The sequence below is a fragment of the Rhizobium sp. BK313 genome, from assembly GCF_014193655.1.
Classification (GTDB): domain Bacteria; phylum Pseudomonadota; class Alphaproteobacteria; order Rhizobiales; family Rhizobiaceae; genus Rhizobium.
This window is the reverse complement of the sequence record NZ_JACHZQ010000002.1, coordinates 357,433-375,945: the sequence shown is the minus strand read 5'-3', so window position 1 is coordinate 375,945 and position 18,513 is coordinate 357,433. Positions and strand designations below refer to the sequence as shown.

At 59.2% G+C, this 18,513-nt stretch carries 13 protein-coding genes and 4 pseudogenes; 11 read left to right on the top strand and 6 right to left on the bottom strand.

What is annotated here, in order from left to right; translation table 11 throughout:
• Window positions 1-3 precede the first annotated feature (3 nt).
• The 3 genes and pseudogenes from FHT86_RS14085 to FHT86_RS14075 all read right to left on the bottom strand — a co-directional run bounded on the left by FHT86_RS14085 (window position 4) and on the right by FHT86_RS14075 (window position 1,678).
• Window positions 4-397, bottom strand: a pseudogene (locus tag FHT86_RS14085) (VOC family protein).
• A gap of 205 nt (window positions 398-602) precedes the next feature.
• The gene (locus tag FHT86_RS14080; protein WP_166656823.1) at window positions 603-1,004 is read right to left on the bottom strand and encodes a DUF3592 domain-containing protein; all 402 of its coding nucleotides are present in this window, start codon (window positions 1,002-1,004) and stop codon (window positions 603-605) included.
• Window positions 1,005-1,027: 23 nt separating this feature from the next.
• The gene (locus tag FHT86_RS14075; RefSeq protein ID WP_166656822.1) at window positions 1,028-1,678 is read right to left on the bottom strand and encodes a hypothetical protein; all 651 of its coding nucleotides are present in this window, start codon (window positions 1,676-1,678) and stop codon (window positions 1,028-1,030) included.
• A 335-nt stretch (window positions 1,679-2,013) separates the two neighbouring features.
• Here FHT86_RS14075 and FHT86_RS14070 point away from each other — a divergent pair, with 335 nt between their 5' ends.
• The 4 genes and pseudogenes from FHT86_RS14070 to FHT86_RS14055 all read left to right on the top strand — a co-directional run bounded on the left by FHT86_RS14070 (window position 2,014) and on the right by FHT86_RS14055 (window position 5,961).
• On the top strand, window positions 2,014-2,271 hold the full coding sequence (locus tag FHT86_RS14070; RefSeq protein ID WP_133707419.1) for a hypothetical protein: 258 nt from the start codon (window positions 2,014-2,016) through the stop codon (window positions 2,269-2,271).
• A 363-nt stretch (window positions 2,272-2,634) separates the two neighbouring features.
• Entirely contained in the window at window positions 2,635-3,543 is a 909-nt protein-coding gene (locus tag FHT86_RS14065; RefSeq protein ID WP_246779546.1) for a GGDEF domain-containing protein, read from the top strand.
• Between the two features lie 116 nt (window positions 3,544-3,659).
• Window positions 3,660-4,046 (top strand): annotated as a pseudogene (locus tag FHT86_RS14060) (ROK family transcriptional regulator); the annotation flags it as partial.
• A 250-nt stretch (window positions 4,047-4,296) separates the two neighbouring features.
• A complete protein-coding gene (locus tag FHT86_RS14055) occupies window positions 4,297-5,961 on the top strand; it encodes a Na/Pi cotransporter family protein (RefSeq protein WP_133707417.1) in 1,665 nt (554 codons plus the stop codon).
• A gap of 96 nt (window positions 5,962-6,057) precedes the next feature.
• Here the strand turns inward: FHT86_RS14055 and FHT86_RS14050 are convergent, their stop codons facing one another.
• On the bottom strand, window positions 6,058-6,915 hold the full coding sequence (locus tag FHT86_RS14050; protein WP_133707416.1) for an urea carboxylase-associated family protein: 858 nt from the start codon (window positions 6,913-6,915) through the stop codon (window positions 6,058-6,060).
• A 144-nt stretch (window positions 6,916-7,059) separates the two neighbouring features.
• Here FHT86_RS14050 and FHT86_RS14045 point away from each other — a divergent pair, with 144 nt between their 5' ends.
• From FHT86_RS14045 to FHT86_RS14030, 4 genes and pseudogenes are all read left to right on the top strand, one after another.
• Window positions 7,060-7,929 carry a LysR substrate-binding domain-containing protein gene (locus tag FHT86_RS14045; RefSeq protein ID WP_133707415.1) on the top strand — a complete coding sequence of 290 codons (870 nt, stop codon included), beginning with the start codon at window positions 7,060-7,062 and terminating at the stop codon, window positions 7,927-7,929.
• Between the two features lie 31 nt (window positions 7,930-7,960).
• Window positions 7,961-8,050: pseudogene (locus tag FHT86_RS14040) on the top strand (type II toxin-antitoxin system VapB family antitoxin); the annotation flags it as partial.
• Between the two features lie 258 nt (window positions 8,051-8,308).
• Window positions 8,309-11,086, top strand: a complete 2,778-nt coding sequence (locus FHT86_RS14035) for a helix-turn-helix transcriptional regulator (RefSeq protein WP_133707414.1) — start codon at window positions 8,309-8,311, stop codon at window positions 11,084-11,086.
• A gap of 147 nt (window positions 11,087-11,233) precedes the next feature.
• Window positions 11,234-12,229 (top strand): alpha/beta hydrolase, encoded by a 996-nt coding sequence (locus tag FHT86_RS14030; RefSeq protein ID WP_166656821.1) that lies wholly within the window; start codon window positions 11,234-11,236, stop codon window positions 12,227-12,229.
• Window positions 12,230-12,429: 200 nt separating this feature from the next.
• Here the strand turns inward: FHT86_RS14030 and FHT86_RS14025 are convergent.
• Both FHT86_RS14025 and FHT86_RS14020 read right to left on the bottom strand, forming a co-directional pair.
• Window positions 12,430-12,714 (bottom strand): annotated as a pseudogene (locus FHT86_RS14025) (LacI family DNA-binding transcriptional regulator); the annotation flags it as partial.
• A gap of 18 nt (window positions 12,715-12,732) precedes the next feature.
• Window positions 12,733-13,743 carry a zinc-dependent alcohol dehydrogenase family protein gene (locus FHT86_RS14020; RefSeq protein WP_133707413.1) on the bottom strand — a complete coding sequence of 337 codons (1,011 nt, stop codon included), beginning with the start codon at window positions 13,741-13,743 and terminating at the stop codon, window positions 12,733-12,735.
• Window positions 13,744-14,227: 484 nt separating this feature from the next.
• Between FHT86_RS14020 and FHT86_RS14015 the strand changes: the two genes are divergently transcribed.
• The 3 genes from FHT86_RS14015 (at window position 14,228) to FHT86_RS14005 (ending at window position 18,421) form a co-directional block, all read left to right on the top strand.
• Window positions 14,228-15,310, top strand: coding sequence for a substrate-binding domain-containing protein (locus FHT86_RS14015; protein WP_133707412.1), 1,083 nt, complete (start codon window positions 14,228-14,230; stop codon window positions 15,308-15,310).
• A gap of 80 nt (window positions 15,311-15,390) precedes the next feature.
• The gene (locus FHT86_RS14010) at window positions 15,391-17,646 is read left to right on the top strand and encodes an ABC transporter permease (RefSeq protein ID WP_133707411.1); all 2,256 of its coding nucleotides are present in this window, start codon (window positions 15,391-15,393) and stop codon (window positions 17,644-17,646) included.
• Window positions 17,639-18,421 carry an ATP-binding cassette domain-containing protein gene (locus FHT86_RS14005; RefSeq protein WP_133707410.1) on the top strand — a complete coding sequence of 261 codons (783 nt, stop codon included), beginning with the start codon at window positions 17,639-17,641 and terminating at the stop codon, window positions 18,419-18,421. Before FHT86_RS14010 ends, FHT86_RS14005 begins: the two co-directional genes overlap by 8 nt.
• The last annotated feature ends 92 nt before the right edge of the window (window positions 18,422-18,513 follow it).

Here is an 18,513-nt window from a genome sequence, read left to right as displayed (position 1 = left end):
CGGCTAGAGATAGCGACCGCTACGCTGCAAGACCTCGATCTTGTAGCCGTCGGGGTCGCTAACGAGAAAGAAGCGCGAGTTTCGCGCCACTATGGTTGAAATCCACGATCTTTGTCGTCTCGAGACCGACCGCGAGGAAACGCTGATGTTCAGCCTCGAGGTCATTGACCGAGACTGCCAGATGGCCGTAACCGTCACCGATTGAATAAGGTGCGCTGCGTCCCCTATTGACCGTTAGTTCGAGCTCGAAACCCGTGTCAGAATTGCTCATATAAATCAGGGTGAATGTATCGAAGTCCAAGCGCTCCGCGACGGTCAGTCCGAAAGCCAGCCGATAGAACGCGACGGAACGGTGTACATCCAACACCCGGATCATGGAGTGGATCATCTTGGCCATGTGGGAACCTCCTGGCTCATAGGAATAGGACGATGCAGGACATCCTGCCCATGCCGGTGGTATGTGAGAGCGACATGCTGGAATTCTGCCCTCAATGGTGATCGTCCATTCCACCGCCACCGCTTTGTCTCCAACAAGACGATGCTGATGGGCTGACAAGCCGCATTCGACCCCAGACAAGTTGCCGGTGTCCAAGCGACACCCCTTAGCGGCGCAGGATCGCGGCTCCGATCAGAATGACAAGGAATGGCAGTGGCAGTAGGACGACAGGCAGGAGCCAGACGCCGAAGAGCGAATCCGCCTGCGCTTGGTCAGGATGAGCGGGGTAGTAGAGGACCGCGACCCTGGAACCGGGCGGATATTCCTGAGAGCTTGAACCGACGCTGGACGTGTACGGCACCTCCTGGCCATCTGGCGTGCGAAAGGTGAACGTCGGATAGTCCATGACCCCGTAGCTTGTGTTGCGCTTAATGGCGCCCTCGAAGATGGCTTCGGTCCGCTGCGCCCGCATGGCGAAGCTTAAGCTGTGGGCGAAGGCGATGATACCAGGCACGAGCAGGAGTAGGCCGACCACGAGCACGATGCGGCCGGCCCGCTGGACACGCACACGATGCTGATCGCCGACGAGCCTCAGTGTACACTCCCTGACGAAATCCTGCTGCCGGGCGGATGATCGACGGGCATAAGCTCCGATCGGCGAAGCCATCCCTTCATGGTCCTTTCCCCGGCCAAATAACCGACTTTCACCCACTCCATCTGTCTTTCCAGGATGACCACCGGATCGAACCGGATGAGGTAGCGGCCCTGCCGCGTAGAATTGGTCGGAATCGGCCGGAGGATGGCGCGGTCCGCAGCCACCATATCGACGCCGATCCACGAGGGATTGGTCGTTACGAACGAGCCGGTCCAGGGGGCCGACACCATGTCGTCGCCCGCCATTTCGCATCCGGCCTGGTTGTCGCGCAGGGTGATCGACACCTCACCGTTGCCGAGGACAAGTTCTCCCGGGATCAACGCCTTGTCACCAGGAGTCCATGTCACGATCTGGGCGCTCGACCCCTCAATCCGTCCGGAGAGCATGAAAATGCATGTAAATGGCGGAACGCCGGATACGCCCGGCTCGCCGCGTCCATCAAAGAAGGTGCCGACGACTGTCTTGCTGGTTACGGTCAGGAGCAATGGCCCATAACTGCTCGTCATCGGTGCTGAGTCTGAGGGATAGACCGACACATGCGGAAAGATAAAGCCGAATAAGGCCAGCAGCGCGGTGTAGGGACGCAAGTGTGGCATCAGATCGCGTGTGTGTATGTTGGCCGTCGGCCCAACCCATGCATTTCAAATAGCACAGCAGCGGTAGCGCATCTAGCAGAACCGAAAACACGTGTGGGCTTACGTCTGCGGCATAATCACCGTAAGCGCTCTATGGCTCGCCTATGCCATAACGTCTGCTAGTATGGAAGAGTAAACGCTCGCAACGGCGGCCAGCCAAAGCGATGAACCGGAAGGCTTAAACAGCGGGGTTCTCTTCAGCCCGGGAAGTTCGTTCCAGCTCATTTGCAGCGGATCGAAGTACCACCGCTTCCGGCGCGGCGCATTCTTGACGAAAGGTAAGTTGGATGGCGAAATGGGAAGCTAGAGATTTCGGCCCCGAGAGCGTTGTCCTTGACGCCGACAGGCTGTCGCGACCGGTCACCGCTGAAGAGCTGGGAAATCAGATAATTCGTATCAATCGGCTATGCACAATTCTGTCACGCGTTCTCTCAGCGGCGGAAATAGCCGTGACCGATCGCGAGCGCATCTGGTCGGATATCGAAGAGTTTCAGGATCAGAACTTTGAAGCGTACAAATGCTTGCTTGGGAGCGCCCACAAATGATCTTTAGGCAGCCTATCTGCAGAAATTGCTTCGAAGGTTGATACAACTTGTCATTTTGCTTCCCGATAGCTCTTGCAGTAATTTCAAATGGTTAGGCGCGCGCATCTTTTAAGGCTTGCCAAGTGCGGGCGCAACGATCCGCCGGATTCCAGATTGCGTTTTCAGACCAGGTTGAGAATGCCATTTTTGATTGAACGAAATTCGTGCCGTCCGTATTTTTGGAAACCCGAAAGCAAGCAATTTATGCAATTCGGAGCATCTTGATGAAGCCGGCAACCAATTTCATTCAGCTGGCGGGGGCGTCTCATGCCTTGCAATGTAAATGACATACCGCAGCCGCACGCCATAGGCTCCCAGGAATTCATGCATTTGCGGGAGCTGTTTGATCGCTCGTTCAAGGCTGCTCGGATAGGTGTATGGGAGTGCAGCCTGCCGGATCAGACACTCAGTTGGACGGATACGGTCTATGAATTCTTCGATCTTGTTCCGCAGACGCCATTGGCACGGGACGAAATCGTCAAACTCTATACGCCAGAAACCCGTAAACTTCTGAACGAGGTCCGGGAAAAGGCAATACGTACAGGTGAAGGCTTCACCCTGGACGCTCAAATAATTACCGCAAAAGGCAACTGCCGTTGGATTAAAATAACCGCCTGCGTAGAGTTTGCGAATGGCACGGCCGCCAGGATATTCGGGGTGAAACAGGATGTCACTGCCGAGAAGACAATGGTCGAGCAGCTGCGTCGCCTGGCGGAGCGCGATACCTTGACCGAGCTGACTTCTCGCACAAGGTTTGAAACTTTCTTCAGCGAGATATGTGGGGCCGACAGCCAAAGGACGAGGGCGCTACTCTTGGCGGATCTCGATGGCTTTAAGTCTGTAAATGATGCCCTGGGACATCAGGCCGGGGACGACTGTCTCAAAGTTGCTGGTCGCAAACTCTCGCAGGCCGTACCTGACGCCGACATGATCGCTCGCATCGGCGGGGATGAATTTGCCATCATCCATCCATGTTCATCGGCTGAAGATCTCGCAAAGATCGCCACGCGTGTCGTAAATGGCATGAATTGGATGATCTCTACGCCAACGAAAAACATTCAGATTGCAACCTCCGTTGGCGCTGCCATAATCGTACCCGGCCAATCGCCCAAGGATATATTTGCGAAGGCGGACCATGTCTTGTACGAGGTGAAATCGGCGGGCAGGAACGGTTTCCGGATCGCGTCACTTTCGCGATCTTCGCTGGAAACCGCTCAAGCGGCCGCACAATGAGGGAAATAGCCTCTCATCAGGGAGACTCTAACGCCCCCTCAGATTTATTGCTCGATGACTACATATCGCTGCGCGCGACCTAAGCCGGAAGTGCTCGTCCAGCCCCGTCGCATGAGGGCCATCATGACTACGAGGACTGCCCTGCGCTTGGTCTTCTGCTTGAACATCTGCGCGCGAAGGGACGCTCAGATTTGACCTTGCGGGATCTCAAAAGCGAAAGCGTGTTGAATTGGGATGGCGTTGCTGAATGGCTCGACCGCGTCACACCGGCGCACAATCGCGCTATCAATGCGATTTGCGCGGTATGTGACCCGGCCTTGATCATCCTTGGTGGTGAAATGCCGCATTCACTGGCAAGAATGCTTATCGAGCGGACTGAAATTAACAACCTGCCTCGGCATGGCGCCTTGCGCGACGTTCCCAGGCTCGATGTGGCGGAGATAATTGACGCCCCTGGCGCAATCGGGGCGGCATTGATCCCTCTATTCGAAACCGTTTTGTGACTGGCTTCACACTCAAGGAAATTGAGCGAAGTTTACAGTCACTCGGCTTTGGCCATCGATCGATACAATGAAATCTGGCGGTTAAAGCGCTTGGAACTTATGTCTCGGCGACTACAAGCGTCTTTCTCCACGCTTTCAAACAGCCGAAATCCTTGTTGCCTAGCTTTCGTGATGCAAGCAATACGTTGATAGGCGCCTATAGGTTAGGCTATTACCTGTTTGTAACCTAAGCGCAGGCTGGGGTGACGTCATGTCGACAGCGATTGCCGTTCTTGGTGGGGTTGGGTTGTTCCTTCTCGGTATGACCGTCATGACTGACGGCCTGAAGGCGATGGCCGGTTCCGCCCTCCGAATCGTCCTTGGTAAAGCGGCGGCTACACCGCTCTCCGGCGCCTTCTGGGGCGCGCTCGTCACGCTCCTCGTTCAGTCCTCAAGCGCCGTCACGATGACGACAATCGGCCTCGTCAGCGCTGGTCTTCTGACATTTCCGCAGGGACTGGGCCTTGTGTTCGGCGCCAATGTCGGCACGACGGGAACGGGTTGGCTGGTGGCATTGATTGGCGTGCGGATCTCACTATCGAACTACGCGCTGCCGTTGATATTCATCGGAGCATTGGCCAAGCTACTCGGGAGCGGCCGGATCGCGGCAGCGGGCGGCGCGCTCGCAGGCTTCTCGCTCGTACTCTACGGTCTGACGACCCTTCAACAGGGTATGGGTGATCTTGCCGCGACACTGCATCCGTCTGACCTCCCCGCGGTGCTTGGCACGGCGGGAGTGGGTTGGACAGAAGGATCGATTGGGCTCGTGATCCTGATAATCGTCGGCCTTGCGATGACCGCGGTTATGCAATCCTCGACGGCTTCCATTGCAGTGACGATTTCAGCTTTCTTCGCGGGAGCAATAAACCTGGAACAGGGTGCGGCACTGATCATCGGCCAGAATATCGGGACGGCGACCAGTTCCGCATTGGCTGCAATTGGTGCCAGCACGACGGCCAAACGCCTCGCGCTTGCCTATGTACTCTTCAAACTGATCGCAGCGCTTATCGCGATCGCCGCCTTTCCGTTCACAGCAGCACTGATGAAATCACTTTCTTCGTCGATTGACGGGATGACGCTCCTTGCCGCCTACCACACGGCCTATAACGTTGTGGGCGTTGCGGTGCTGCTTCCCGCAACGCAATGGTTCACTCGTATTGTGGAGCGCCTTCTACCCTCAAGGCAAACAGCGCTTCAACGTGCGCTCGATGCGAGCGCACTCGCCAGTCCGGTGATCGCCATTGAGACCGCCCGTCGTGTCGTCGCGACTGTCCTCGAAACAACCTCCGCCTCGGTTTCAGCCGCACTTTCGGATGGCGCCAGCCGCTCGGCACAGGGCGCGGAAACGGCCGCCACACTTGAAGAGGTGCGAGACTTCCTGTCGGAATTGAAACAGCCCCCGGAAACGGAGGGTGAGCGGCTGCACCTGACGAGCATATTACACGCGCTCGATCACGCCTCACGCCTGGCCGAGGTCGTGGCAGATGGGGTTCTCCCAGGATCTCCAGCGGGTGCCGGTGATGACCTTCGTCTCACCGAACTGTGCAGGAAGGCCATGCGAGCGGCACAGGAAATTAGCGGCTCAATCACCTCGGAAACTGCCCTTAGCGCGAAAGCATCCCCTATCGGCTGGAACGTCTCAGCGGAGACCGCCAGGGCTCTGAGGGAAATGGAAGGCGCGGCATGGGAACTCGACGACCTGCAGCGCGACTATCGCGCCGCGACACTTGCGTCCGTTGCAGCGGGCGAGTTGACTGCAGCAGATGCCTTAACGCGGATCGAGACTGCTCGGCGGTTCGACCGGATTGTCCATCACGCCTGGCGATCCTCGGCGCATCTTCTTGGCCACGGCGAGGTCCCCAATCAGGAAGCGTAGCAACGCTGGTCAAACGCCACCTCCGACGCCGGCGAGGTAATTCGCCACAGTATTTTGAGCGAAAGCTGCAAACTGTAAGAGAAGCCTAACCGCCGTCTAACCATGTGTTCGTGGATAGGGATTACTCTGTGGCGGCGTCCAGTTCGCAAGCGTCGCAGGATCCGCCTTCCATACTTCGACCTTCAGCGGATAGCAGGCGGCGGTGTCGCTGGAGTGGGTCATGCCACAATCTCCTCCAGGGCAGGCCGACAGCGCGCCTAGCAGGTCGATCTCGGCGAAGAACTCGATGAAATCCCCTGGCCGCACGGGGCTGGCCTTCATGAAATACTGATGTGTGTCCTTGGTGAAGCCGGTGCACATGAAGACGTTCAGCACGTCATGCACATGCATCTCGGCATCCTGGAGTGGAATGTTCCTCTCGGCAGCCAGGGCCCGCGTCAGGTTCGAATGGCAGCAGTGATGATAGTTGCCGCCCTTCAGCAGACGGTTGGTATAGGGATCGCAGCGCGTGCCGATGACATCGTGGACGCCGGCACCGTCCTCGTCCCAACCGTACCAGCCGAGCGTGTCGTGCGTAATCGTCGCCATGGGCTTTAGATGCGGCAAGGTGCTCCACAGCCGGTCGCCGATCCCGACATGGGTGGCGTGCAAGGCGCGCGTCTTGCCGCTGAAGAAACGTTCGGAGAGATCGCCGGCGCTCCAGAGGTTGAGATCGCCGACCTGTGGGCCGTCCACACTGACGATGCGGAAGAAATGTCCCTGAGGAACATGGAAGGTGCGCGCCTCGCGCGGCGGCACGAAGACCTCGCTGACCTTCGTCAGCGTCTGTCGTGCAGCGTCCAGAAAGCCGAGGTCGGCAGCAGGCAGCGTTTCGACCGGATAGACCACCACCGGCGGCTTGGCCCGCCGTTCGGCAGCATCGGCTGGAGCTGACACTATGGATGGTTTCTGCATTCTGGTCTTCCCGCTTTGCTGGCAGAGGCCGGGCTTTCGCCGCTTGGCCTCAACAATCACTGCCGAAGACTTTTAGCGGGGCGGCGGCGGCAGACAAGCGTGAACCTTCTTGCCCTATGACTAAGTATCGCTTAGTCATCCTTTATGAGCAATCTTCCTCTCGCCTCGCTGCGCGCCTTCGAGGCGGCTGCGCGCCACGGAAGCTTTGTCAGGGCAGCCACGGAACTGACCCTGACACCAGCCGGCGTCAGCCAGCACGTCCGGACGCTGGAGACTTGGCTTAATGTGCGATTGTTTGTCCGGCACCCGCGCGGCGTGACGCTGACCGCCGCCGGCCGGGAATTCGGCGCGGCCGTCACGCACGGCCTGACGCATATCGAGGCTGTCGCAGGACAGTTGAAGCTTGCGGTGCAGCGTCGGCCCGTGAGCGTCGCCTGCATCCCCTCAGTGGCCACTCGATGGCTCATCCCGCAACTGCCGAGATTCAGAACAGCTTTTCCGAACGTTCGGATCAACATTCTTTATGCGCTCGAGGCGAGGACGCCGGAAGCTGCAAACGCCGATCTCCTGATCTGCCACGGCGTGCGGCCGAACACCGGCGCGGTTGAACTGCTGAATGCCGAAACGAGGCCGACATGCTCGGCGGAGTTCCTTGCCGGCCACGGTCCGTTCAAAACGCCAGGCGATCTACTCGCTTCCGAACTCCTGCACGACGAGACGACCGAGGCGTGGGCACGCTGGTTTTCCGCCGTCGGCATCATCACCGCGCCCAAGGCCGGCCCGATCTTTGCCGATTTCAACCTGATGATCGGCTCGGTGATCGGCGGTCAGGGCATCGGCCTTTGCCCAACGGCGCTGATAGCGACCGAGATCGCGCGAGGCTCGCTGATAACGCTCTTCGATACGCCCTCGGATACGGACAAGGCTTACTGGCTGATCCAGGCGAAGAGCCTTTCCCCCGAGGCCGAGATGCTTCGGGACTGGCTGCTTGCGGCCGGACACGAATGGGAATGACGTTCTCGTGTGGTTCCGTCAGGCCTTCCATACCGCGGCGCTCGTCCGCCAAGCGTTGGAGACGCTTATTCGTGTGGAGTCCGGAAAACGCCTGATTGCGCTCGGAAGAACCATGCCCGATCTGAGATTCTCGTCCCTAAATGTCAAACCTGGCTGGAACAGCCGCATTCTCACAGTTTGCTGTCAAGCGACAACCAAAAGCGAACTTTACGGACCAGCTTGTGGGTGGCAGAGTGAACTGGGGGCACTATGTCCCTGGTCCCACTGACTGAGAACACCAATTTGGTGTCAATTAGTTCGCATGCGTCCAACGCGGTCATAGAAACGGTGAAGCGTCACCAATGGTTAAGCGATGGCCAAGCGTGCGTAAAGGAAGCACTTGCCCCTAGAGAAACAGCGCGCGGGTGTCGCGGGCTCGGCGCCCCGCGACTTACAGGGCCGAGAACAAGACATTGCCCTGATCGATCATCTGATCGAGCGGATCGATCAAGGCGGATCGGCCGTCGTAATCAGCGGCGAACCTGGGATTGGGAAATCTGCGCTCCTTGAAGCCGCCAAGCGCCGAGGCAGCGTACGCGGCATGTCGGTTTTGAGTATGACCGGCGTCCCGGCCGAAGTTCATTTGCCGTTCGCAGCACTTGAGCAGGCATTACGCCCGATGATGAAGCTGACCAAAGGCTTGGTCCCGCGGCAGCGATCTGCCTTACTGGCAGCTTTCGGCATGGACGATGAGATGGGCGCGCCCGATCTCTTTCTGGTGGCACTCGCGACCTTGTCTCTTCTCACTGAAAGCGCGACACGCAAACCTATCTTACTTATAGCCGACGATGCCCAGTGGCTGGACGAGGCAACCTATGACGTTCTGGCCTTTGTCTCGCGCAGATTGAGTTCGGATCCCGTCGTTCTGTTGGTGGCGATGCGCGACGGCTTCGACCGTTCGTTCGGGGATGCCTCCACCCTGCGGCTCCGGCTATCGGGACTTGCCGATGCCGATGCCGAGCGCCTGCTGGACGCCCATGCGCCAGGCCTTTCTGCCGACCTGCGCAGCCGATTCCTCAAAGAGGCTTCCGGCAACCCCCTGGCGCTTTTGGAGCTGCCTCGCGACAAGCGGGCACAGGACGCTCGAGATACAAGGTGGCTTCCACTGACCGAGCGCTTGGAGCGTGCCTTCTCAGACCGTCTGGCCGATCTTCCGGCTACGACCCGAACGCTGCTGTTCGTGGCGGCAGAAAGCGACGGGACATCGCTCCATGAAATCCTGTCCGCCGGCGAAACCGTGTTGGGCGAGCGGGTGGGGGTCGATGCCTTGGCGCCGGCGATCGCCGTCAAGCTGATCGAGATTGACGAAACGGAGCTGCGGTTTCGACACCCGCTTGTGCGTTCGGCGATGCACCAGGCGGCCGATCTGGCAACGCGACAAAGGATCCATGCTGCGCTGGCGGCAACTGTTCATGATCAACTGGATCGCCATCTATGGCATCGAGCGGCGGCGACCATTGGACCAGACGACGAACTGGCGGGCGAATACGATCGAATGGCGGCCCGGGCACTGCGGAAAGGTGCGGTGGCCATGGCGATTGAGGTTCTCGAGAAAGCAGCACAACTGAGCAGCACGGCAAGGGCCAGAAGCGACCGGCTTTTGCGCGCCGCCGAACTCGCCGCTGACCTCGGACAGCCGGAACTTCTGGAGCGTCTGCTGCGTCAGGCCGATATAGACGAGTCCGACAAGATTGCGCCCGTGCGGATTGGCTGGTGCCGCGAGATCAGCCAGCCCCCTGCTGTAGGGGATCCGGCGAAAGTTTCCGCTTTGATAGGCTTTGCCGATCAGGCCCGCTCTGCCGACGCCAAGGATTTGGCAATCAATCTCCTTTGGCGCGCCGCGCAACGCTGTTGGTGGAGCAACGCAAGCGACGAAATCCGGAAAAAGGTTCTCGTTGCGGCAAATCGGCTGGGATTGCCAGAGACCGACCCTCGCTTGATTGCAATATCGGCCTATGTCGAACCGCTTCGGTGCGGATACGACGTGAGCACCAAGCTCCAGGGGCTTTCTGAAATAGCCAGGAGCGATCCTGCGACCGCCCGCATCCTCGGAACCATCCCCAATGTCATTGGGGCTTTCGATCTTGGCGCAAGCCTTCTTACCCAGTTCAGCGCAACGCTACGCGCGCAGGGGCGGCTCGGCGAACTCGCGCGCGTACTTCTTGCCCAGGGATGGGCCGAGATGGAATCCGGCAACTGGACGGGCGCGATGAGGGAAGCCGAAGAATCGGGGCAACTCGCCGAAGAGACCGGTGGGATTTTGTGGATCGCCGGGGCGGCAATTCTGAAAGCCAAGCTTGCGGGAATGCAAGGCAATCTCGATCAGTCGGAAGCGTATGCCGCGCAAGCGGACCGACTCCTTCTGTCTATCGGCGCCAACTACATGCGGGTGTTGCTGCAGATCGCACGAGGCGTTTCCGCCATCGGAGCAGGCCAGCATTGGCAAGCCTACGAGCAGCTGAAAGGTGTTTTCGCGCCGGCCGATCCAGCGTTTAACACCGGCATCGAGTTCCTTGGTCTCGCCGATTTCGTGGAAGCCGCGGTTTTTTCTGGCAATGCCGAGGCCGCCTATAGTGTCGTCGACGAGGTCGAGCGCATCTCGGCTCCAAGGCCGGTGCCGTGGGTCGAGACGATGCTGCATTATTGCAGGGCGCTCCTTGCTGCTCCTGCGGATGCCGAGCAATTCTTTTTACAGGGCCTTGGGCCGACCGCGAAGAAATGGCCGTTCTTGCACGGGCGTCTTCTCCTCGCCTACGGCGGGTGGTTGCGCCGCCAGCGCAGGTCCGCCGATGCGAGGGCCCCGCTGCGAGAGGCCCGCGATATCTTCGATGCGCTCGACGCTTCGCCATGGAGCGACCGCGCGAGAGAGGAGCTGCGCGCTTCAGGCGAATCCAGTCGGCGACGAAAGGAGTACATGTGGGAAAAGCTGACCCCGCAGGAGCTTCACATCGCGCAGCTCGCGGCCGACGGTCTTTCTAACAAGGAGATCGGCGCGAGACTTTATATCTCTCACCGGACTGTCGGCTACCACCTGCACCGGATCTTCTCGAAAACCGGCGTCACATCGCGGTCTCGACTCCGTTCCATTCTTGCCGGTGCGGACCATCCAGCGAACTAATCGCCGATCTGTCATCGGACTGGTCATTTGACAGAAGCGGCAGTCCCAGCCTGCGGACTATCAGTGCGGTTGCGTGCAACCTTCTCGGAGAGAATGACCGTGAAACTCTTGTCCTCACTCGCAACCCTCAGCCTCGGAGTAAGCCTTATGATTCAACCCGTTCATGCGGCTCCGGCCGCCGCCACCGACCCTCGGATCGACCCTCAGGTCCGCTCGTTCCTTGGCGAGATAAACAAGGATCCGAGCCCCTTCTGGGAACTGCCGCAGCCAAAACCCCAGGAGATCCTGACCGGCCTTCAGAACATGACCCCCGTTGACATGTCGGGGGTGAACACGACCGAGCAGACCATCACCCAGGATGGTCAGACGGTGAAGATCTACATTATGAAGCCTGAGCACGTCAGCGCCAAACCCGGCGTGCTGCTGTTCATTCATGGCGGCGTCTGGATCGTAGGCAACTTCCAAAACCACCAGCGCCTTCTGCGGGACCTGGTGGTCGGCTCCGGCCAGGTCGGCGTGTTCGTCGAATATACTTCCTTGCCCGAAGCGCGTTTTCCCACGCAGCTGGATCAGTCCTATGCCGTACTGAAATGGGTCGCGGCACACGCTGACGAACTCGGCGCGGACGGCAACCGGATCGCCGTGGCGGGCAATTCGGTAGGCGGCAACATGGCGGCAGCCCTCGCCCTTATGGCCAAGGATCGCGGAGGCCCGAAGATCAGCTTCCAGGCGCTTCTCATACCGGCGACCGATGCAAGCGTCGATACCGGTTCCTACCGCGAGTATGGACACGACCGCTTCCTGGCACGGGCATTCATGAAATATGGTTGGGATCTCTATGCCCCCGACGCCAAAACCCGCGACAACCCCTATGTCTCGCCGCTGCGCGCCAGTCTTGACCAACTCAAAGGCCTGCCGCCGGCGCTCGTCATCACCGCCGAGAACGATCCGCTGCGCGACGAGGGCGAGGCTTACGCAAGGAAACTGAAGGAAGCCGGCGTGACCGTCGCCGCGATTCGATATAACGGCACGATTCATGACTTCGTGCTATTGAACGCGATCCGCAATGTGCCTTCCACCGAGGCTGCTATCGACCAGATAAATACCAGTCTGCGCCAGTACCTCGAGCCAGCCACGCACTAGCTGATATAGTGACGCGGCGGTGGTCATGCCGTCGCGTCACCCCACGTCCGTTGATGATCTCGAAGCTCAGGCCTCAGCATCCGGCCATTTGGGCAACGATCCAGTTAGCGGCACACTTAAGACGCCTATGGGCGCTCCAGCCGTTGGTGGGTTCCTTGATCTCTTCGAGCTCGTTCTCAGCTATTCGCCTCCACCATCCGGTGACGTCTTTCTGCTGGGTCGCGATCCAGGTTGGCAATCATCCGATCGTAACCGTTCTGGATCAGAGCTCTGTTGATGCTTTGCAGAACCTGCGGAATGATCTGGGATACACCGTAATAGAGTGATCCCGGCAGGATGATCATGATGGTGTTGGATTTGCCGACCCTCAGGCCGCGGGCCATGGCATTCGGCGTATAGGCCAGTTGTTTGGCAGCGGCATCGATGTTGACGCGTGTCTTCTCGTTCACGCGTCCGGGATTGGCAAGCGCGCGGCTGACCGGGATTAATGGCGTTGTCCGAAGCTAGGGCTGGACGATAACCTTAATCTCGCCGGACAATGGCGCACTGCCCACCACGTCGGCGATCTGCTCGAGACCTATGGTTTTGGTTACCAATGCGTCCAATTCCAACGTCTTGCTCGCGACCATTGCCGCTGCGCGCGAATGGGTAAATGGGTTGAGATAGGCGGGCCTTATATCGACTTCGTTTACGAGGAGGTCGAAAGGCAGAACAGGCACCTCGACACCCGCTGGCGTTACCCCAAAAAGCACGAAGGTGCCGCCGCGCCGCGCCATCCTCAGGCCGCTTTGAAGCGTTTCGGCGACACCGGCGCACTCGATGACGACGTCTGCGCCGCCCTTGGTGACCTCTCGAACAGAAGCGACTGGGTCTGAAGAGCTCGGGTCGAAGGCGTGCGTGGCCCCCAGGCGCAATGCGACCTGACGTCTCGATTGCTGCCGAGTAATCAAAATCACCCGACTTGCGCCAGCCAGGCGGGCTAGTTGCACCATGAGCAGGCCGATCACTCCCCCTCCCAGGATAGCGACGCCGTCGCCCGGACGGATCTGTGCCTTATCGATGGCGTGAATGCAGCAAGCAAGCGGTTCACAGAAGGCGCCATGAACGGGATCGAGGTCGGCGGGAAGGATGAATGCTTGCTGGTGCGGCACCGCTGCATATTCCGCAAAGCCGCCGTCTCGCGTCACCCCGATGGCGGTCAGGCTCTCGCACAAGTTCGGTCGTCCCTGCGCGCAACCCGGACAGATGCCGCAGGAAATATTCGGATCCACAGTCACAAGTTCCCCGCCGGTAAACCGTGTAACGTTCTCGCCGACCTCTTCCACTATGCCGCAGAATTCGTGGCCCATCGTTACCGGAATAGCTGTCGGATATTCGCCTTTGAACATGTGGCGATCGGAGCCGCAGATGCCGGCTGCCGCGACCCGAACAAGCAGTTCACCCGATCGAGCAACCGGTTTCTCAATGCTGCGCATGACCAAAGACCCGATCGACTCCAAGCGTACAGCCTTCATTCCACTCCTCCAGACCTCACGGTTGATTGCCTATTGATGAAACCGCATTGCCGGATGATATGCCTGCGTGTGGCATTGGGCCATCACAGAACACGGCTCAGCGTTCAACTCATGACATTGCCGCCGCCATCGGCAATGTAGCATTGCGTCATGATGTAAGCTGCATGCGTCTGGCCAGGAAGTCGCCTATGGCAGTTTGTTCCTGGCCGGTGCCAAAATCGTCGGGCGGCGACGGCAACCGCCATGCCACGCTTCACTCGCCGGGTTTTAAGCCTTCCCGACGACCAAATCTTGCATCGACCACCCCGCAAAAAACGATCATCGGGTGTTTCCACGGCGAACAAATTCGCCAATACGATGAGTTCGCCGTTTACTTGTATTAGAATTGCGTAGAATATCAGCAAAAGGGAGGAAGCCCTTCGGCCCCACTCTCAGTAATTGCGCTCGAACGGCTTTTCTCCCTTACTTCAAGGGAGGACCTAACATGAGGCGAATTTTGCTGTACGCGGCATCGACCGCGGTACTATCGCTCGGCGTCTCGCATGCATTTGCGCAGTCGGGCAGTGTGGAAAAGGCGGTTGGTGGCTACAATTTCACTGAAGCCGCCAAGGAAGCCCCCGGCACGAAAGACTTCCATTCGGCTGATGGTCATTTGACCTTCGCAATCGTTACGCACACGGCGGGCAATGGCTTTTTTGACCCTGTCTATGTCGGCGCAACCGTCGCAGGCAACATGATCGGTGCCAAGATATTGTTGCTCGGTTCGGAATCGCCTGTGGACGATCCAGCTCGCGAGATCGAGATCCTGAACCAGATCGTTCAAGACCCAACAATCGACGGGATTATCATGACGACGCCGCAGGTCGGCGCCTACAATGATATCGTCAAGGCCGCAGAGGCGGCTGGCATCCCGGTCGCCACGACCAACTCGTTCGATGCGAACATTCTGCACCGGAATGGCATAAGCCATACAGGACAGGATGCATCGGCCGCGGCAATCGGCGGTGAGGCGCTCGCAAATTGCGTGCTTGCGAGCGGCAAGCCCAGCGGCACGATTGTCCTGCCATCCTCGACTGCCATGGGCAACATTGAGGTGAATAACCGCGTGACTGCTGCTTTCAACGCAATCGTCAAGACGCTGAAGGACGCCGGCAAACTCGACGCTTTCAAAGTTGATGCCGGTCCGGAGAACGTCGGCATCGACACGAACCCGAACGACCCGGTCAATGCACTCGTTTCGCTCTTCGAGTCCCGTGGCGACGTGGTCGGAGCCTTCACAGCCAACAACGTCTTTACACCTCCGCTCGTCAAGGCGGTGGCACAGATGGGTTGGACCGGCAAGTTCTGCGCTTATGGCTTCGATCTCGGCCCGGCACAGCAGGAAGGTATTGCCGCTGGAAATCTGACCGGCTCGCTGGGACAGCAACCGTTCCTGCAGGGCTTTTGGCCTGTCATGCAGCTGTATCTGCAAATCGATCGCGGCATTGCAGCTGCCAATCTCGACACACGCGCCCAGCTCGTGACGAAGGATACGGTGTCAAAGGTTGGCAAGCGCTTCGAAAACTAAGCGCTCGGACCATCTGGAATGAATGCGGGAGGGCGCGAGCCCTCCTGCCTCGCGGCGGCAAGGATTGACCGGTAGACACCATGGGGCTTACCACCACGACATCGCTAGGCCGTGCGCCACCTCAGCTCGCCGGCGGCTGGGAGGTCGGGCTCCTGATTTTCCTTGCGTTGCTCTACCTTGGCGGGGCTCTCGTCAATCCGGCCTTTTTCGGATCCACGGAGGCTCTCCATGCGCTTCTGCGCGATACATCCCGTGTGGGGATCATCGCAGTAGGAATGACGTTTGTTATCGCCAACAAGGATCTCGATCTTTCAGTTGGTTCAACTTACGGCCTGGTCGCTGTGGTCTTTGCCAGGCTTTTTGCCCCGAGCTTTCTGGACTTCGATGTCGTCACGTCCGTGATCCTCTGTATCCTTTTAGGCACGATGATTGGCCTGCTCAACGGCGTGCTCGTTACGATCCTGAGGGTGCCTGCGTTCATAGCGACGCTGACGATGCTTTTCATCGGTCGGGGCTTCGTGCTCGCGTTCACGCACGGGCAGGCAATCTACTATTCCGACAAGGCCAAAGACCATCCGCTGTTCTTTCACCTCGGCGAAACGAATGCCCTCGGCTTCAACAACCAGATTGCGATCTTCTTCCTCATTGCCGTGGTCGGGGCCTATGTGCTTGCCAAGACCCGCTGGGGTTACGAAACCTTCGCCACCGGGGGAAATGAGCAGGCGGCGGCCTATGCCGGCATTCGCACGCGCTGGGTGCGCATTCGTGCATATCTGCTCTCATCGCTCTGCGCGACCGTTGCGGCTCTGCTGTCGGCCGCGCAGGACAAGGGCGTAACCCCACTCTATGGGGTCAGCTGGGAACTCACCGTTATTGCATCCGTCATCATTGGTGGCGCGTCGATCCTTGGCGGGCGCGGGCGTGTGATCGGATCGTGCCTCGGCACTGCGGTCGTCGTCCTGATCGACAAAGTGTTGCGCGAAGGTTGGCCGATCACGCGCACTGTCGTTATCGACGGTGAAAGCATTGCGGTGGGCGCCAAGTTCACACTGCCCGCGGGCGCTGTGCTGGTTTTCCTTGGCCTCCTTCTCGTCATCGCGGTGCTTATCGAACCTTTCCTCATTCGGCGCCAAGCGGCCGCCCGATTTTGGGCGTGGCTCCGCCGCCGGCCACCGCCGCAGGCCCATGAGACGGGCGGCGTAGCACTGGAGGGCGTCCAGACCAAGGGGGCCATGCAGACCGACACAGCGCTGTCGGCCACAGGATTCGGCAAGTTTCTTGCCCGGCGCGATGCTCTCGCCATTATCCTGACTATCGTGCTGTGGCTGACGGGCTTTGCACTAAGGCCGGACTACTGGTGGAACCTGTCCAATACCTTCGCTATCCTGCTCAACTATACGGAACTGGCCATCATTGCAGTCGGGCTCACCTATGTCATCGCAGCCGGCGACATCGATCTCTCCGTAGGCGCGGTGCTTGCGCTTGCAGGCAGTACCGCGGCCTATTTCCTGAAGGTGGTGGGCGCCGATCCGCTTACCGCTATCGCGATGGGCCTGCTTGCCGGGTCGGTCGCCGGGCTCGTCAACGCCGTCGTCACAGTCGGCTTCAAACTGCCTGCCTTCATCGCCACGCTGGGGATGTTCTACATCGCGCGAGGACTGGCTGCCTGGTTCGTCGCAGGACAACAACTGACAGGCTGGCCCGAGGGTTACAATCTTCTCGGTCGCAAGATGAATGACATTCTCCTTCATTTCGGCGTGGCGTTGCCGCCGGGGATCATTCGCACGGTGGCCGAGGTCGTCAGCGTGCAGACGATGTGGATGTTTTTCGTGGCCCTCATCGCCGGCATCGTACTTGCCTATACGCCATTCGGGCTGAAGGTCTTCGCCGCTGGTGGTAACGTCCGCGCCGCCGCTTACGCCGGCATCAACACGAACCGTGTGCGCTTCCTCTCGCTCATGCTGGCGGCGCTCTGCGCAACCATGGCCGGGATCATCAACGTCGCGTACTTTCGCAGCTTCAACCCGGTCGCCGGTCAGTTCCGCGAGCTTGACGCCATAGCCTCGGTGATCATCGGCGGCGGATCGATCTTTGGTGGTTATGGCACGATGATCGGCTCGCTTGCGGGCGCGGCCGTCATCACGCTCGTCCGGGCGCTCCTACAACTTAATGTTCAGGGGTTCAGCATGCCGCAGCACTGGATCAATGTCTTCATCGGCGTCATCCTCATTGTCGCGGTACTGATCGATATATGGGTGCGCCAGGCCAATCTTTTCGGACGCCTGCGAGCGCTCCTCTCAAAAGGCGCGCGAACAGGGGAAAGCATCCATGGCTGACGCGACACCACTACAGCCGATTGTGGAAATGCGGGGCATTGAAAAAGCCTTCGGCGCTGTACAGGCGCTCCGCAAAGTCGACCTCGTGCTCTATCCCGGGGAAATTCTTGGCCTGGTCGGCGACAATTCGGCCGGCAAGTCGACGCTGATGAAGATCCTGACCGGCGCCTATCAGCGGGACGCCGGCGAAATCCTTGTTGCCGGGCAATCGGTACACTTCAAAAGCCCGCACGAGAGCCGCGATGTCGGCATCGAAATGATCTACCAGGATTTTGCGCTTTGCGGGAACATGGACGTCGGCCAGAACATATTTCTTGGCCGCTGGCCGCTCAAAGGCCTCTTCGTCAATCGCAGGAAGATGTATGCGGAAGCCGACAGCGTGCTAAAGCGGCTCAAAGTCGACGTGAACTCCGTCTATCAAAAGGTTGAGAGCCTGTCGGGTGGGCGACAGCAATCCGTGGCGATTGCCCGGGCGATCTCGTTCGACCCGCGCGTGGTGATACTCGATGAGCCGACCGCCAACCTTTCCGTGATGGCGACGGAACGGCTGCTTGAAACCATGCTGGAGTTGAAGAAACAAGGCGTTGCCCAGATCATCATCTCGCACCGCTTGGTCGATATTTTTGCTGTGGGTGATCGCGTTATGGTCCTCAAGCGCGGTGAATATGTCGGCGACCGCTACGTCAAGAACACGGATGAGCACGAGGTCTTGGAGATCATCGTTTCCGGTACGCCGGAGAACGCGTTGACAGCCGATGCAGCAAGAAACATTTGATCGGCGTGATCGCCGCCTGCCGATGTTGCCGTCCGCGATGGATTGGCGATAACATCGAGGTTGCCGTATCGACGGCAGCATCAGCGACACTC

Bases quoted from the DNA above. Each gene is read 5' to 3' on its own strand.
- FHT86_RS14030 (WP_166656821.1), top strand. From the start codon at position 11,234: ATGATTCAACCCGTTCATGCGGCTCCGGCCGCCGCCACCGACCCTCGG.
- FHT86_RS14010 (WP_133707411.1), top strand. From the start codon at position 15,391: ATGGGGCTTACCACCACGACATCGCTAGGCCGTGCGCCACCTCAGCTC.
- FHT86_RS14020 (WP_133707413.1), bottom strand. From the start codon at position 13,743: ATGAAGGCTGTACGCTTGGAGTCGATCGGGTCTTTGGTCATGCGCAGC.
- FHT86_RS14045 (WP_133707415.1), top strand. From the start codon at position 7,060: ATGAGCAATCTTCCTCTCGCCTCGCTGCGCGCCTTCGAGGCGGCTGCG.
- FHT86_RS14050 (WP_133707416.1), bottom strand. From the start codon at position 6,915: ATGCAGAAACCATCCATAGTGTCAGCTCCAGCCGATGCTGCCGAACGG.
- FHT86_RS14070 (WP_133707419.1), top strand. From the start codon at position 2,014: ATGGCGAAATGGGAAGCTAGAGATTTCGGCCCCGAGAGCGTTGTCCTT.
- FHT86_RS14005 (WP_133707410.1), top strand. From the start codon at position 17,639: ATGGCTGACGCGACACCACTACAGCCGATTGTGGAAATGCGGGGCATT.
- FHT86_RS14015 (WP_133707412.1), top strand. From the start codon at position 14,228: ATGAGGCGAATTTTGCTGTACGCGGCATCGACCGCGGTACTATCGCTC.
- FHT86_RS14065 (WP_246779546.1), top strand. From the start codon at position 2,635: ATGCATTTGCGGGAGCTGTTTGATCGCTCGTTCAAGGCTGCTCGGATA.
- FHT86_RS14055 (WP_133707417.1), top strand. From the start codon at position 4,297: ATGTCGACAGCGATTGCCGTTCTTGGTGGGGTTGGGTTGTTCCTTCTC.